We start from the raw sequence: 15,815 nt of genomic DNA, 5'->3' as shown, positions 1-15,815 counted from the left end.
AAGGGAGGGGTTCCCCTCAGCCTCGCGGCTGAGCCGCTGCGCGTGTGCGCTGCGGTGGGACGACTTCCTGCTTCATCGACGACCGCCCGCCGGGAGTGCTCCGTTGAGGTCTTACACCGTCTCCACAGGCCGACACCGCCAGTCCGGCGGCCAGGATGTTGCGTGCCGCGTTCACGTCCCGGTCGTGGACCGCTCCGCAGTCACACGCCCACTCGCGGACGTTCAGGGGCATCTTCGCGGCGATAGTGCCGCACGCGCTGCACAGCTTGGAGCTGGGGAACCACCGGTCAACGGTGATCAGCTCGCGGCCGTACCACGCGCATTTGTATTCCAGCATGGTCCGCAGCTCGGTCCAGCTCGCGTCCGAGATGGCTCGGGCGAGCTTCTTGTTCTTGAGCAGGTTGCGGACGGTCAGGTCCTCGATCACGACCGTTTGGTTTTCGCGGACGAGTCGGGTGGTGAGCTTGTGCAGGAAGTCCCTGCGCCGGTCGGCGATCCTCGCGTGGACACGGGCGACCTTGCGCCGGGCCTTCTCCCGGTTGTTCGAGCCCTTGGCCTTGCGGGCGAGTTCCCGCTGCGCTCTGGCCAGGCGTTTCCGGTCGCGGCGTTCGTGCTTAGGGTTGGTGATCTTCTCTCCGGTGGAGAGCGTCACCAGGCTGGTGATTCCGGCGTCGATGCCCACGGCCGTGTCCAGTACGGGAAGCGGCTTCACCATTGGGTCGTTGCACAGCATCGAGACGAACCAGCGCCCCGCCGCGTCCCGGCTCACCGTCACTGTGGACGGCGAGTGCCCTTCCGGGAGCGGACGCGACCACACGATGTCCAGCGGCTCAGCCATCTTGGCCAGCGTCAGCTTGCCGTCGCGGTAGCGGAATGCACTGGTGGTGTATTCGGCGCTGTCGCAGGACTTCTTCTTCGACTTGAAGCGGGGATACCCGGCCCGCTTCTGCCAGAAGTTGGAGAACGCCCCCTGCAGATGTCGGAGTGCCTGCTGCAATGGAACACAGGACACCTCGCAGAGGAACGCCAGCTCCTCGGTCTTCTTCCACGCCGTCAGCATCGCCGACGTGGCGTTGTAGGTCACCCGCTCCCGGCGCACAGTCCACGCCTCGGACCGGGCGGCCAGCGCCTTGTTGTAGACGAGCCGCACACACCCGAACGTGCGCGACAGTTCGGCCGCCTGCGCATCAGTCGGATAGAAGCGGAACTTGAAAGCCCGCCTCACCTGAGTGACAGTCACGACACACACGGTAACACCCGTCCGGGTGACCACCCGCTGGTGATCGCCTTGCGAGACGCCCTACCGACCTGGCGGCGGTCCGGCTCTACCTGCCCCGCTATGCGGGAGCTTCGTTTCTCCCCTGCGAGCGGGAGGTACCCCCACCCCCGCCTGAAGCCGGGGGTATCCATGAAGGAGTCCAGATGACCATCCGCGTGCTGCTCGCCGACGACCAGGCCCTGCTGCGCGGCGCCTTCCGGGTGCTGATCGACGCGGAGGAGGACATGGAGGTGGTCGGCGAGGCCGCCGACGGCCGGGAGGCGGTGGAACTCGCCCGGGCCACCAAGCCCGACATCGTCCTGATGGACATCCGGATGCCCGGCGCCGACGGCCTCGGCGCCACCGCCGAGATCTGCGGCGACGAGGAGCTGTCCGGCACCAGGGTGCTCATCCTCACCACCTTCGAGATCGACGAGTACGTGGCCCAGGCGCTGCGCGCGGGCGCCGGGGGCTTCCTCGGCAAGGGCGCCGACCCGAAGGAACTGCTCGCCGCCGTCCGGACCGTCGCGGCCGGTGACGCCCTGCTCTCGCCCGCCGCCACCCGGGCCGTGATCGACCAGCTCCTCGCCCAGCCCGGCCCGGCCGCCGTCGCCCCCGCCGAACGGCTCGCCGTGCTGACCGCCCGCGAGCGCGAGGTGATGTCCATGGCCGCCACCGGGCTCACCAACGAGGAGATCGCCGAGCGGATGTTCGTCAGCCCGTTCACCGTCCGTACTCATGTGCACCGGGCGATGTCCAAGCTCGACGCCCGAGACCGTGCTCAACTCGTTGCGATCGCCTACCAGTCCGGGTTGGTACCGCCCGGCCGTGCGTCCTGACGGTCGATCACTACGGGTTCCGACTCCGGCCATTCGCCGCCGTCAGGCCCTGAATGTTCGTCAAAACATGCACGCCCGGGAAGTAGTTCAGGGTTCCACCTGTCCTGAAAAGACCTCCGAACGGGTGTATCAACGAGTAGTCTGCCGATGACTCAGAATGAGGAGGATGTTGGTGGAAACCAAGGACACGGCCGGTGAGGTGCGGATTCTCCAGCCGTTGCCCGGGCGCGCGGAAGACGGATCGCAGGCGTTCGAGCTGCGGCTCGCTCGACTGCTCCTCCTGCTCGGGGTCGAGGTCGCGCCGGGTGCGGACTATCCGGGCGCGGCCCGTTGGGAGGTCCACAAGGCGCTCGCCGGGCGGTCCGAGCTGCCCGAGGAGTACTTCGAGGTACTGATGGAGGCCGCGGTTTACGACCCCAACCCGAGCTTCAACCGCCGTTTCGTCGAGCCCGCCCTGATCGCCTTCGGCCAGCGCCGGGTCCGCCTGGCCCTGCTCGGCTACCTGCAGACCGGCACCGACCCGGAGCGCGCCGGTGCCGCCCGGGCCTGGTACTGGACGGCCCTGTCGGTCGGCGGAGGCCGCAACGCGACCGCCGACGAGGGCGCGACCGTCCGGGACAGCTGGAACGAGGCCGCGCTGCGGGAGTTCGTCGCCAACGAGGACATCGACGTCCGCCGCTGCATCCTCCCCGGCCTCCCACTGGTGCCGCGCGCCTACCCGGTGGAACTGCACGCCCTGGTGGAGGCGGCCGTGGCGATCGCCCGGTCGCACCCGGACGAGTACATCCGCCACCGCGTCGAGGTCCAGACCGGCCTCTGAGCTTCGGGTGCGCCCGCTCCGGGCGCGCCCGTACGTCCGACTCGTCGTGCCACCGGGCCCGCCGCGGCGCAGGATGGAAGCTCCGGGCTGTGCAGCCGGTGGCAGCCGCGACACGGGAGGTCCGAGGCCGTGGGGATCGCTATGGCAGACATCCGGGAGTGGCGCGGCCACGCCGTGGTCGACGAGAAGGGCCACCGGATCGGCGCGCTGGAGTCGGTCTACGTCGAGACGTCCACCGACGAGCCGTTCTTCGCCACCGTCACGGTCGGCATGATGGGCCGGCGCCGCCTGGCCTTCGTCCCGCTGGAGGGCGCGGTCGCGGGGCCGGGCTACCTGCGGGTGCCGTTCCCGAGGAACAGGGTCAGGCAGGCCCCCGCGATCGGCACCGACGACATCCTGCCGGCCACCGACGAACCCGAGGTGTTCGCCTACTACCAGCTGCCGTACGCTACCGGCGCAGGAGGCGAACGCCGCCTGGCCCGTCGCTGAGCGCGTCGCGGAGCCCGTCGCCGGGCCTGCCACGGGAGCCCGCCGCGGAGCCCTTCGCCGCACCCGTCGCCGAGCTCGGCGGCGGCCTGCTCGGCCATCCGGGAATGAATACCCCACCGGGTACACTTGTCCATCGACAGTCGATGGGAAAGGCGGCCCGGACATGCAGGTGGACGAGGAGGCGGTCGGCGCGGTCCTGAACCGGCTGCGTCGCGCCCAGGGCCAGTTGGCCGGGGTGATCGCGATGATCGAGGCGGGTCGGGACTGCAAGGACGTGGTCACTCAGCTCGCCGCAGTCTCGCGCGCCCTCGACCGGGCGGGGTTCAAGATCGTCGCGAGCGGGATGCGCCAGTGCATGGCCGCCGCAGACGAGGGCACCGCGCCGATGAGCGAGGCCGAGCTGGAGAAGCTGTTCCTCGCCCTGGCCTGAGCCGGTTCGAGTTCCGGTCGGCGGTACTGCCGACAGCCCGGAGGGGCCGCGACGGATCGTCGGTCGCGGCCCCTCCGCATGCCCTGGCGATGCCCTGACGATGGTTCTGCCACGGAGTTCCCGAACCGCCCGACGCTGCGTCACGCGGCGTTCATGCCCGGGTCGCCGGCCTTCGGGTGAATGAGCCCGCCCGCAGTTGTACAGCCAACTGTGGGCGTTCTCCCTCCCAACCTCCGTGACCAGCCGCGCGCGGCCCCGGCACCGTCCCCCGGCGGACCGGGCCCGCTGGCGGCGGACAGGACAACCGTGGCCGCAGGCAGCGCCCTGACCCTGACCTCATCCAGCACCCCCGCCGAAGGCGACCGGCTCGGGTTCCACTGGACCACCGACGCCCCCGACGCCAAGAACTGGGTCGGCATCTACGACGGCAGCCGCCAGCCCGGCACCGGCTCCTCGCTGCTGTGGAAGTACACCCCCGGCACCTCGGGCGACGTCGAGCTCGACACCTCCGCGCTGACCGGCGGCCCGTACACCGCCTACCTGCTCGCCAAGGACGGCTACGGCATCCTCGCCCAGACCGCCCCGTTCAGCTTCCGCCCCAAGCCCGCCGTGGTCCGACCGCACGCCGCCGTCGACTCCTTCACCGCCACCCCCGTCGCCCCGGGCGCGGCCGTGCGGATCAAGCTCGGCGGCCTCTGGTCCCGCCCGGCCGGCAACGCCCCCGGCTCCGCCGCCTACCGCAAGCTCGGCGGCGCGGCCTGGGCCTCGGTCGGCGCCGACGGCACGCTCACCGGCACCGCGCCCGCCACCCCCGGCCGGAACCCCGAGCTGGTCGTGGTCGGCGTCAAGGACAGCACCGGCGCCACCGACACCCTCACCGTCCTGGTCCCGGTCGCGGACCCGGCCGCCCCGCCCCGGCTCAAGACCGCCAGCTGGAACCTGCACGACGCCGGTGCCGGCTACGCCGACGCGCTGGAGAAGCAGCTGCGCGTCGTCCTCGTCCAGGGCCTGGACGTGCTCGCCCTGCAGGAGACGGCCGGCGAGCGGGCCAAGACCCTGGCCGACGCGCTCGGCTGGTACGCCCACCAGAGCCCGGGCAGCGTCGGCATCCTCAGCCGCCACCCGCTCACCGACCTCACCCCGGCCACCGCCGAGCTGCCCGCCGTCGCCGCCACCGTCCAGCTGCCCGGCGGCCGCGGCGTCCGCTTCTGGGCCGCGCACCTCGACGAGGCCGGCTACGGCCCGTACGCCGTGCAGGACGGCGGCACCGCCGCCCAGGTGACGGCCGCCGAGAACGCCTCGCCGCGCCTCAAGCAGGCCAAGGCGCTGGCCGAGGCCGTGCGCGCGGACCTCGCCCGGCACCTCCCGGTGGTGCTGGCCGGCGCGCTCTCCTCGCCCTCCCACCTGGACTGGACGGCCGCCACCGCCGCCGCCCACAACGGCGTCGGCGCGCTCAACTGGCCGGTCACCGCCGCCCTGCAGGCCGTGGGACTGACCGACAGCTTCCGCGAGGAGAACCGCGACCCGGTCAAGAACCCGGGCACCACCTGGTCGCCCACCCGCAAGCGGCGCGGCGACCGGCCCGAGCCGCAGGACCGCATCGACTACGTCCAGTACGCCGGCCCGCTGAAGCTGGTCGAGGCGCACACCCTGGTCGCCGACTGGCCGCAGCCCGAGCCGAACGCCGCCGCCAACGAGTGGCCCTCCGACACCGCCGCCGCCGTCGCCACCTTCCAGCTCTGAGAGGCCAGTTCGTGATGCCCGAGCTCTCCCGCCGCACCTTCGTCGGCGCCACCGCGGCCGTCGGCGCCACCGCCCTGACCGGCCTGTCCGCCACCCAGGCCGCGGCCGCCCCCGCCGCCGACGAGCGGACCAGCGCCGCCCTCACCGGCACCATCAAGGACGTCAAGCACGTCGTCGTCCTGATGCAGGAGAACCGCAGCTTTGACCACTACTTCGGCACGCTGGGCGGCGTGCGCGGCTTCGGTGACAAGCAGGCGCTCCAGTTCCCGGACGGCACCGACGTGTTCCGCCAGCCCGACAGCCGCCGCAGCGACGGCGGGGCGATGCTGCCGTACCGGATGGACACCGCCAAGTACAACGCGCAGAACGCCGGCGGCCTCGCCCACGACTGGGCGACCGGCCACCAGGCCATCAACAACGGCGCGATGAACAAGTGGATCGCCGCCAAGGGCGAGCGCACCATGGGCTACTTCACCCGGGACGACATCCCCTACCAGTACGCCCTGGCCGACGCGTTCACCATCTGCGACGCCTACTTCACCTCGCTGGCCGGCCCCACCGACCCCAACCGGCTCTACCTGTGGACCGGCACCGCCGGCCCCGGCCGCGACGGCACCACCGGCCCGTGGATCGACAACACCCCGGTCACCGACAACCCCGTCGCCGACTGGACCACCTACGCCGAGCGCCTGGAGGCGGCCGGCGTCAGCTGGCGGGTCTACCACAACCCCAGCAAGGACGACCGCACCGGCGACTACGACGACAACGCCCTCTCCTACTTCAAGCAGTTCCACAACTTCCCGCACGACGACCCGCGTTACATCAACGCGATGACCAAGTTCGACCCCACCGACTTCGACCGCCACTGCAAGGACGGCACCCTGCCGACCGTCTCCTGGCTGGTCGCGCCCTACCTGTTCTCCGAGCACCCGGAGGCCGGACCGGCCTACGGCGCGCACTGGGTCAACCAGGCGCTGCAGTCGCTGATGTCCAACCCGGAGGTCTGGCGGCACACCGTCTTCCTGGTCATGTACGACGAGAACGACGGCTACTTCGACCACATGGTCCCGCCCACCCCCGAGCCCGGCACCCCCGAGGAGTTCACCCAAGGGCGCGCCATCGGCCTCGGCAACCGCGTCCCGCTCTGGGTGGTCTCGCCCTGGTCGCGCGGCGGCTGGGTCAACTCCCAGGTCTTCGACCACACCTCGGTGCTGCGCTTCATGGAGCAGGTCACCGGCGTGGCCGAGCCCAACATCTCGGCCTGGCGCCGGTCCGTCTGCGGCGACCTCACCAGCTGCTTCGACTTCGCGGCCCCGGACCACTCGCTGCCGAAGCTGCCCGACACCAACGCCCTGATGGCCAGGGCCGACGCGGGCACCAAGCTGCCCGGCGTCGCCCTCCCGGCGATCGGCGCCCAGTCGATGCCCGTCCAGGAGCGCGGCGAGCGCCCGCACCGTCCGCTGCCGTACCAGCCGTGGGCCGACGTGTCGGTGGACCGCACGACCGGCAAGGTCAGCTGCGTGATGAGCAACGACGGCTCGGTGGCCTTCCCGTACACCGTCTACCCGAACATCCTGCTCCCCTTCGCGGGCACGCCGTACACCGTCGCCCCCGGCGCCGGCGCGACGTACGTCTGGGACGCGGCCGCCACCGACGGCCGTTACGACTTCACCGTGCACGGCCCGGACGGCTTCGTGCGCCGCTTCGCCGGCACGGTGGTCCGGGACGGGCAGGACGGGCAGAACGACATCGGTGTGCCGATCGTCACCGCCGACCTGCACGGCAACCTGAAGCTCACCCTCCAGGTCGCCAACGACGGGATGACCGACGTGGCCTTCACCGCCGCGCCCAACGACTTCGCGGGCACCGCGCAGACCGTCTGGGTCAAGCCCGGCAAGCAGGCCAACCTGTCCTGGCCGCTGGACAAGCAGGGCCGCTACGACGTCGTCGTCACCGCCCACACCGGCCAGCGCTTCGTGCAGCGCTACGCGGGCTGGGTGCACTGACCGAGGGCCGGCCCGGCCGGGGGCGCCGATCCGGTGACCCCCGGCCGTGGCTCGGCCGCCGCGACAGGGCCCGCCGCTACCGTCGGGCGCATGCAGAAAATCACCACCTTCCTCTGGTTCGACGACCGGGCCGAAGAGGCCGCCCTCTTCTACACCTCGCTGTTCCCCAACTCCGGCATCACCAGGGTCACCCGCTACGGCGAGGCCGGCCCCGGCCCGGCCGGCTCGGTGATGACCGTCGAGTTCGAACTCGTCGGCCGGGAGTACACGGCGCTCAACGGCGGCCCCGAGTTCACCTTCACCGAGGCGATCTCGCTCCAGGTGGAGTGCGAGGACCAGCAGGAGATCGACGAACTCTGGGCCAAGCTCACCGCCGACGGCGGCCAGGAGGGCCCGTGCGGCTGGCTCAAGGACCGCTACGGCCTCTCCTGGCAGATCACGCCGCGCGTCCTGATCGACCTGATCGCCGCCCCGGACCGGGCCAGGGCCGACCGCGTGATGGCGAGCATGCTGCGGATGCGGAAGATCGAGATCCAGCCGCTGCTCGACGCGGCCAGGGGCTGAGGCCGTGACCGCCTTCAGCCACCGCGGCATCGTCTACCTGCGCGCCACGCCCGAACGGGTCTGGCACGCGCTCACCAACGCCGACGAGTCGGGCCTCTACTGGGGCCACCGCAACGTCTCCACCTGGCTGCCCGGCGCGCCCTGGGAGCACCAGCGCCCCGACGACTCCGGGATCGCCGACGTGATCGGCATCGTCGAGGCCGCCGAGCGCCCGTACCGGCTGGTCACCAGCTGGGCCGGGCCCGAGGATCAGCGCCCGGCCGGGCCCTCCAGGGTCAGCTTCGACATCCGGGCCTGGCGGGACCTCACCCGGCTCACCGTCACCCACGAGAACCTCGCCGACGAGGCCGAACGGGCGGACGCCGAACAGGGCTGGTCGGCGGTGCTGTCCAACCTCAAGACCTACCTGGAGACCGGGCACCCGCTGCCGCAGCAGCCCTGGCTGATGCCCTGACGTCCTGATCTCCCGGGCCCGCGGCAGGATCAGTGCCCGGCCTTCGCCGCCGGGCGCTCCGCCTGGGCGGACGTCCGACGGCCGGGCCCCCGCTCGCCCCGGACGTAGCGGCGCAGCCCGGCGAACCGGGAGAACCGCTCGCGGTTCGCCACCGAGGCCCGGTCGAGCTCCTCCATCAGCCGCCGACTGCGGTGCTCCAGGTCCAGTTCGTCCAGGATCCGGTCCATCTCGGCCAGCATCGAGCCGTGCAGCTGCCAGGCCTCCGGATGCTCCTGGACCCTGCGCAGCAGCACCTGGGCGACGTTCTCCCGGCAGGCCCAGGCCGCCGCCAGTTCGGCGGTCAGCCGCTCCTCGGCCTCCTCGGCGTTGCGGGTCACCTGGGTGGTGACCAGTACCGCGAAGCTGACCATCGCCCCGCCGACGTGCGCCAGCAGTTCCTCCAGCCCGACCGCGACCTCCGGCGGGAAGAGCCGCTCGCCGGGCCCGCGCCGCTTGGCCAGGTCGGTGAGCGAGCGGGCCAGCACCCGGATCACCACCACGCAGATCTCCAGCGTGTCCAGCCCGGTGCGCAGCACCAGCCGGGAGAGCAGCCCCTCGCTGATCCGGGGGTTGAACCGCAGACTGTCCTCGGCCTGGCGCAGCGCCGCGTCCACCTCGGCGATCGCCTGGTCGAGCCGGCGGGCCTCGTGCAGCCGCTCGGCGGCCCGGGCCACCGGGATGGGGCGGCCCAGCTCCTCGGCGATGTCCAGAAGCAGCTTCCGGGCCCGCCGGGCGAGGTCCTCGATCGACTCCCCGGCGGTGTCCACCCAGACCGGCGGGGCGAAGAGCAGGTTGAACAGCAGGCCGACGGCCGCGCCGATCAGCGTCTCCAGCACCCGGTCCCAGGCCTGCGAGGCCAGCTTGGTGACGCCCAGGATCAGCATCGCGCTGATCGCGACCTCCTGGACGAACTCCTCGACCCGGACGAACCGGCCGATGATCAGGGAGGCCAGGATGATCAGCCCGAGGCTCCACCAGGAGAGCCCGACCACGGCGCTGAAGCCGATCGCGATCAGCACCCCGACCACCACCGAGTTGACCCGGCGGATGCTGGTCTTGAGTGTCGAGTAGACGGTGACCTGGACCACCAGCAGCGCGGTCAGCGGCGCCGTCAGCGGTGCGGGCTCACTGCTGAGCCGGGTGGCCACCGCGTAGGCGAGGGTGGCGGCCACGGTGGCCCGCACGGTCTGGACGACGAAGGGCTCTCGGGCGCCACGGCGGACCAGGGTCGTGAAGGACTCCGGGAGAAGGGCCATGACGGCCTTCTTTCCCCGCGGCCGCCGCTGGCACCGCCACCCGGCCGTCCTACTACCCGGATGACCGCGCCGCAGGCGCCGGTCGTTCCGTTCGGTCCGTCGGCGTCAGCCGAGCTCGCCGGGGTCGTTCTCGCGGTTGAAACGCAGCTTCCAGGGCGCGAGCGCGGACTCGACCTGCACCCCGATGCTCATCTTCGAGGCGCCTTCGATCCGCTCCTCGAAGCGGATCGGCACCTCGCGGATGGTCAGCCCGCGCTGGATGACCCGGTAGTTCATCTCGACCTGGAACGAGTAGCCGTTGCTCCGCACGGTCGGCAGGTCGATGGCCCGCAGAGTGGTGGCCCGCCAGGCCTTGAAGCCGGCGGTGGCGTCCCGCACGCCCAGGCCGAGGATCGCGTTGACGTAGAGGTTGGCCCAGGCGGAGAGCGCCTTGCGGTGCCAGGGCCACTCGGCGGCGGTCGAGCCGCCGGGCACGTAGCGGGAGCCGAGCACCACGGCGGTGTCGTCGGTGAGCAGGGCCCGGACCATCGCGGGTATCGCGGAGGCGGGGTGGGAGAGGTCGGCGTCCATCTGGACCACGACGTCGGCGCCCTCGTCCAGGGCGCGGGCCATGCCGGCCAGGTAGGCGCGGCCGAGGCCGTTCTTCTCGGTGCGGTGCAGCACGCCGACGGTGCCGTCGGAGTCGGCGGCGAGCTTCTCGGCGATCTCGCCGGTGCCGTCGGGGGAGTTGTCGTCGACCACGAGCAGGTGCAGGTTCTCCAGCGGGAGTTCCGCGAGGAGCCCGGCGAGGACCGGAAGGTTCTCCCGCTCGTTGTACGTGGGGACGACGACAACGACCTTGGGGGAGGCCTCGAACATGTTCTGTTTCCCTCGTGCCCTCGCCGGCCGGCACCTGTGCCATACCGGTCGGTTGTCCTGGACGACCTGCGCTGCTGTTAGACCGTGTGAGTGTAGCCGGGCCGGCGGCCTCCTCCCGTCCGGGGCGCCCGCCCGGGGCCACCCCAACGGGGTCGGAAACCAGTTCGACTGTGATCGGCCGCTGTGGCAGGCTTCCGGCTCGTCCCGAACGGCCGACCCGGAGCATTCCTTTGACGATTCGTCGTACCGCCCTGCCCGTCACCGCGCTGCCCGTCACCGTCCTGGCCCTCGCGCTCACGGCCGTCGCGGGCTGCGGTCCGGAGGGTTCGGCGCACCCCGCCGCGCACCCCACCGCGAGCCCAGCCGTCGGGGCGCCCGCGGACGCCGCGGGGGCGTTCGACCCGGAGGTGGCGGTGGCGCACGCCGATCCGGCGCCGTACGCCGCGAGCCTGAAGATGACGACCACGGCGGGCGAGGGGGACGATCGGGTGCTCATGGACATGAGCGGCCGGGTCAACGTCAACACCCCGACCCTCGGCAGTCATGTGGAGGGGACGACCACCGTCGGCGGGTTCCTGACCCTGAACTCGACGGAGTCGCTGACCGTGGACGGCACCACGTACATGCGCGACAAGGCGAAGGGCACGCCCTGGAAGAAGGCCCCGTCCACCGGGGACGACGGCGCCGACAGCAACCACTACGGCGGGTACGCCAAGGTGCTGCTGGCCGCGGGCCCCTCCGCCCGCAAGGGCATGGAGTCCGAGGGCGGCGTCCCGGTGTTCCACCTGGCCGCGCACCTGTCGGTGGAGCAGGTGCGCCGCGCGGACCCGTCGAACGCCGAGCGGATGGCCTCCAGCGGCGTGGACGGGCTCGACTACCAGCTGTGGATCGACCGGCTCGGCCGCCCGGTGCGGGGCGAGCAGTCGATGACGGTGAACGGCAAGCTGACCGTGATCAAGGGGGTCTACTCGGACTTCGGCCCGCCGGAGACCTTCGTCCCGCCGATCACGGCGGGCTGAACCGGGGCCCGCCGGCCGTCCCGCCGGGCCCGCTACGCCGTGCCGTAGACGGCGGCGAGGTTGTCCTGGGCGGGGTGGGTGCGACCGGCCGGTCCGGCGGCGAAGGCGCGCAGGACGTTCTCGGTGGCCTTGCGGACCACGTCCCCGGCGTGCGAGTCGATGCCGTGGTCGGCCTTGCCGCCGCCGGGGCCGCGCGCGTCCAGCGTCTCCACCCAGCGCATCGTCCCGGTGGCGAAGACCCCGGCGCCGCTCGGCACGGTGTAGTAGGCGGTGTCGGAGTGGGAGCGGCGGCCCTCGCAGACCACGGGGGAGTGGGCGATCACCTCGATCGGGCGCGGGGTGGGGAAGCCGGTGTTCACCCGGTCGTACTCGACGCCGACCAGGTGCGGGAAGGAGGCCCCGGCCGCGACGCCCGTCCCCTCGAAGACCCAGTGCCCGGGCGAGGTGATTACGTACGGGGCGTCCACCGGGTAGCCGTCGTAGATCACGCCGAGCATCGAGCTCTCCGGGTCGGCGCCCGGACCGACCCGGAAGTCGGTGGTCGCCGGGGCGCCGGCCTGGTGGCCCGGGTCCTGCGCCCAGGCGTCCTTGTAGCAGACCACCGTGCGGTCCGGGCCGAGCCCGGTGGGCTCGAAGCGGACCCGGCGGTAGCAGCAGTTGGCGCCCAGGATCGCCAGGTTGGTCCCGGCGTCGCGGGCCGCGACCACGTTGGCGCGCTGCTCGGGGGACCAGTACTCGTCGTGGCCGAGCGAGAGGACGGCGCCGGCGCCGCGCAGCAGCCCCGGGTCGCGGGCCACGTCGATCCCGGTGGTGTACGCGAGCGGCAGCCCGAGCCGCTCGGCGAGGGCGATCAGCGGCGCCTCGTAGACCAGGAACAGCCCGGCGCCGTGGTCGTAGTCGTACGGCCGGTCGAAGACGACCCGCAGCGAGCGGGTGGCGAGGGTTCCGGTCGGGCCGTTGTAGAGGCTGTAGCCGCCCCACTCGTTGTAGGCCTGCCAGGTCGCCGGGGCGCTCATGACCACGGTCTTTCCGGCGGTGCTCGCCGAGCGGACGGTGAGCGGGACGTAGCGCCGGCCGGGGCCGCCCTCGACGTCCAGCCGCAGCAGGTAGGCGCCCTCGGGCCAGTCGGTGGTGTCCACGGCGAGGGTGCGCTGCCAGTCGGTCAGCACCGTGCGGGTGCTCTGGTCGACGTGCGGCGCGGCCTGCTTGGTGCCGGGGACGTGCTCGCGGCGCCAGACCAGGCGGGCGCGGGCGCCGTCGTACCAGCCCATCCGGTACGCGGAGACGGTGAAGGCGGAGGCGGCGGTGGAGACGTGCAGGCCGAAGGACTCGCCGGGCAGCACGCTGACCCGGTCGGCGAAGCCCTCGATGGCGTCGGCCGGGCCGGGGTCGGTGATCTCCCAGTCGGGGTTGCCGGGCTGGGACTGCTCGCTCTTCAGGCCGACGTGCTGGGCGGTGGTGGGCTCGGCCGCGCGAGGGGTGCCCTGGGAGTCGGGCGTAGGGTTCGGGGTCGCGTCCGGGTGGCGGGTCCCGCAGGAGCTGACGGCGGCCGCCATCAGCCCAAGGCCCAGAATCCCCCGCCGGCTCGGTTCCGCCACCGCGGCCTCCTCGTCGTTCGTCGCTGCGCGCCCGCGGCGCGTCGACCTCGCGGGGTCGCACCGACCCCGTGCGTCAACCCCGTGCGTCAACGCGCGCGGACATCCTCACCCGTTTCGGGCAGTTCATGCCGACCGCCGCGCCGGGGCCGCGACCACGGCCGGACAGCGTCCGCGACCCCGGAGGGCCGTACGGGCGCACCGTGGTGTGTTGGCCCGCGCGGTTCCCGGGCCGTCGAGGCCAGGTCACCTAGCCTGACCAGGCCCGCCGTCCGGCGGCGACCAGGGGGTCCGGAGCCGCGAGTGGCCGGCTGAAGTCGTGGACAGGGGTGCACGTGGTCTCGTCGGGTTCGGCCGAACCGGGAATGGCTCCTCCGACGCGGGGCGCGAGGTTCCGGGAGTGGATGCTGCAAGGCCTGTCGGACATGGCCAAGCAGCACCCCGGCCCGCACGCCCAGGCGCCGCACGAGAAGGGCCAGCGCTGGTGGCGGGTGATGTGCCTGACCGGCCTCGACTACTTCTCCACGCTCGGCTACCAGCCCGGCATCGCCGCCCTCGCGGCCGGCCTGGTCTCACCGCTCGCGACCATCGTGCTGGTGCTCGTCACCCTGCTGGGCGCGCTGCCGGTCTACCGGCGGGTGGCCCAGGAGAGCCCGCACGGCGAGGGCTCCATCGCGATGCTGGAGCGACTGCTGTCGTTCTGGCAGGGCAAGCTCTTCGTGCTGACCCTGCTCGGGTTCGCGGCCACCGACTTCATGATCACCATCACCCTGTCGGCCGCCGACGCCACCGCGCACCTGGTGGAGAACCCGCACCTGACCAGCATGCTGAGCGGCAAGCAGGTGACCGTCACGCTGATCCTGGTCGCCCTGCTCGGCGGGGTCTTCCTCAAGGGCTTCAGCGAGGCGATCGGCCTGGCCGTCTTCCTGGTCGGGATCTACCTCACGCTCAACGTCGTGGTGGTGGCGAACGGGCTCTGGCACGTGCTCAAGGCCCCGCACGTGTTCAGCGACTGGACGGACGCGCTCACCGTCCAGCACGGCAACGCCTTCGCGATGATCGGCGTGGCGCTGATCGTCTTCCCGAAGCTGGCCCTGGGCCTGTCCGGCTTCGAGACCGGCGTCGCGGTGATGCCGCACATCGAGGGCGACCCGGACGACACCGAGGAGAAGCCCACCGGCCGGATCCGGGGCGCGCGCAAGCTGCTCACCACCGCCGCCGCGATCATGAGCGTCTTCCTGATCACCACCAGCTTCATCACCACGCTGCTCATCCCGGCCGACGCCTTCAAGAAGGGTGGCGAGGCCAACGGGCGGGCGCTCGCCTACCTCGCCCACCAGAACCTCGGCACCAGCTTCGGCAGCGTCTACGACCTGTCCACCATCGCCATCCTCTGGTTCGCCGGCGCCTCCGCGATGGCCGGGCTGCTCAACCTGATGCCGCGCTACCTGCCCCGCTACGGCATGGCGCCGCACTGGGCGCGCGCCGTGCGGCCCACCGTCATCGTGCTCACCCTGATCGCCTTCCTGGTCACCTGGATCTTCGACGCCAACGTGGACGCCCAGGGCGGCGCGTACGCGACCGGTGTGCTGGTGCTGATCAGCTCGGCCGCCATCGCCGTCACCATCGCCGCCCACAAGGCCGGGCAGCGCGGCGGGACGATCGGCTTCGCCGTGATCGCGGCGGTGTTCCTCTACACCACGGGCGCGAACATCGCCGAGCGCCCGGACGGCGTCAAGATCGGCGGCTGCTTCATCGCGGGCATCATGCTGGTCTCCTTCGCCTCCCGGCTCAAGCGGGCCTTCGAGCTGCGCGTCACCGACGTGGTGCTGGACGACGTGGCGGAGCGGTTCGTCCGGGACTACATGCACCGCCCGCTGCGGCTGATCGCCAACGAGCCGAACAGCCGGGACCTCGCCGAGTACCGGGACAAGCTCCGTCAGATCCGCAAGGACAACGACATCCCGGCCGAGGACGACCTGGTATTCGTCGAGGTCACCGTGCTCGACCCGTCCGAGTTCGAGTCCGTGCTGGACGTGCGCGGTGAGGTGCTGCACGACCGCTACCGGGTGCTGTCACTGCAGAGCTCCAGCGTGCCCAACGCACTGGCCGCGCTGCTGCTGCAGGTGCGCGACCTCACCGGGCAGCAGCCGCACATCTACTTCGAGTGGACCGAGGGCAACCCCTTCGCCCAGTTCCTGCGGTTCTTCCTGTTCGGGCAGGGCGAGATCGCGCCGGTCACCCGCGAGGTGCTCCGCGAGGCCGAGTCGGACCGCGCCCGGCGGCCCGCGGTACACGTGGGCTGAGCCGGTTCACCTGATTCTGCCGAGGAAGCCCGGGGCTTCAGCCCCGGGAGGAATCGGCTCCTTGGATCGGAGCCGCGAAGCGGCGGAGTTCTCTTCCATGTGCTCTGACCTCCCGGTTTGATTTTTCGATTTTGCGCGA

General features: G+C 71.8%; 14 protein-coding genes. 10 read left to right on the top strand and 4 right to left on the bottom strand.

Annotation, left to right across the window (positions count from 1 at the left end; all coding sequences use genetic code 11):
• Positions 1–16: 16 nt before the first annotated feature.
• The gene (locus tag ACGF12_RS12075; protein WP_393028188.1) at positions 17–1,240 is read right to left on the bottom strand and encodes an RNA-guided endonuclease InsQ/TnpB family protein; all 1,224 of its coding nucleotides are present in this window, start codon (positions 1,238–1,240) and stop codon (positions 17–19) included.
• A 182-nt stretch (positions 1,241–1,422) separates the two neighbouring features.
• Between ACGF12_RS12075 and ACGF12_RS12070 the strand changes: the two genes are divergently transcribed.
• The 8 genes from ACGF12_RS12070 (at position 1,423) to ACGF12_RS12035 (ending at position 8,603) form a co-directional block, all read left to right on the top strand.
• Positions 1,423–2,097, top strand: coding sequence for a response regulator (locus ACGF12_RS12070; RefSeq protein WP_393028187.1), 675 nt, complete (start codon positions 1,423–1,425; stop codon positions 2,095–2,097).
• Between the two features lie 172 nt (positions 2,098–2,269).
• Complete coding sequence (locus ACGF12_RS12065; RefSeq protein WP_393028186.1) at positions 2,270–2,917, top strand: hypothetical protein; 648 nt, start codon at positions 2,270–2,272, stop codon at positions 2,915–2,917.
• A gap of 141 nt (positions 2,918–3,058) precedes the next feature.
• Complete coding sequence (locus ACGF12_RS12060; protein WP_393028185.1) at positions 3,059–3,406, top strand: PRC-barrel domain-containing protein; 348 nt, start codon at positions 3,059–3,061, stop codon at positions 3,404–3,406.
• A 163-nt stretch (positions 3,407–3,569) separates the two neighbouring features.
• The gene (locus ACGF12_RS12055; protein WP_393028184.1) at positions 3,570–3,836 is read left to right on the top strand and encodes a metal-sensitive transcriptional regulator; all 267 of its coding nucleotides are present in this window, start codon (positions 3,570–3,572) and stop codon (positions 3,834–3,836) included.
• A gap of 306 nt (positions 3,837–4,142) precedes the next feature.
• On the top strand, positions 4,143–5,579 hold the full coding sequence (locus tag ACGF12_RS12050; protein ID WP_393028183.1) for an endonuclease/exonuclease/phosphatase family protein: 1,437 nt from the start codon (positions 4,143–4,145) through the stop codon (positions 5,577–5,579).
• Between the two features lie 14 nt (positions 5,580–5,593).
• On the top strand, positions 5,594–7,585 hold the full coding sequence (locus tag ACGF12_RS12045; protein ID WP_393028182.1) for a phosphocholine-specific phospholipase C: 1,992 nt from the start codon (positions 5,594–5,596) through the stop codon (positions 7,583–7,585).
• 90 nt (positions 7,586–7,675) lie between these two features.
• Positions 7,676–8,149 (top strand): VOC family protein, encoded by a 474-nt coding sequence (locus ACGF12_RS12040; RefSeq protein ID WP_393028181.1) that lies wholly within the window; start codon positions 7,676–7,678, stop codon positions 8,147–8,149.
• A gap of 4 nt (positions 8,150–8,153) precedes the next feature.
• Positions 8,154–8,603 (top strand): SRPBCC family protein, encoded by a 450-nt coding sequence (locus ACGF12_RS12035; RefSeq protein ID WP_393028180.1) that lies wholly within the window; start codon positions 8,154–8,156, stop codon positions 8,601–8,603.
• 29 nt (positions 8,604–8,632) lie between these two features.
• Here the strand turns inward: ACGF12_RS12035 and ACGF12_RS12030 are convergent, their stop codons facing one another.
• Positions 8,633–9,898 (bottom strand): aromatic acid exporter family protein, encoded by a 1,266-nt coding sequence (locus ACGF12_RS12030; protein ID WP_393028179.1) that lies wholly within the window; start codon positions 9,896–9,898, stop codon positions 8,633–8,635.
• A 105-nt stretch (positions 9,899–10,003) separates the two neighbouring features.
• A complete protein-coding gene (locus tag ACGF12_RS12025; RefSeq protein WP_393028178.1) occupies positions 10,004–10,756 on the bottom strand; it encodes a polyprenol monophosphomannose synthase in 753 nt (250 codons plus the stop codon).
• Positions 10,757–10,986: 230 nt separating this feature from the next.
• Between ACGF12_RS12025 and ACGF12_RS12020 the strand changes: the two genes are divergently transcribed.
• Entirely contained in the window at positions 10,987–11,775 is a 789-nt protein-coding gene (locus ACGF12_RS12020; RefSeq protein WP_393028177.1) for a hypothetical protein, read from the top strand.
• A 32-nt stretch (positions 11,776–11,807) separates the two neighbouring features.
• Here the strand turns inward: ACGF12_RS12020 and ACGF12_RS12015 are convergent, their stop codons facing one another.
• Positions 11,808–13,373: a N,N-dimethylformamidase beta subunit family domain-containing protein gene (locus tag ACGF12_RS12015; RefSeq protein WP_393028176.1), complete on the bottom strand. Its 1,566-nt coding sequence runs from the start codon at positions 13,371–13,373 to the stop codon at positions 11,808–11,810.
• A gap of 362 nt (positions 13,374–13,735) precedes the next feature.
• On the opposite strand from ACGF12_RS12015, the gene ACGF12_RS12010 reads away from it, so the two are divergent.
• Positions 13,736–15,676: an amino acid transporter gene (locus ACGF12_RS12010; protein WP_393028175.1), complete on the top strand. Its 1,941-nt coding sequence runs from the start codon at positions 13,736–13,738 to the stop codon at positions 15,674–15,676.
• Positions 15,677–15,815: the final 139 nt, after the last annotated feature.

The sequence above is a fragment of the Kitasatospora sp. NPDC048296 genome (genome assembly GCF_043201815.1).
In the GTDB taxonomy this organism is placed as follows: Bacteria; Actinomycetota; Actinomycetes; order Streptomycetales; family Streptomycetaceae; genus Kitasatospora.
Note: the sequence above shows the minus strand (reverse complement) of the source record. Positions and strands in the feature narration are given on the sequence as shown.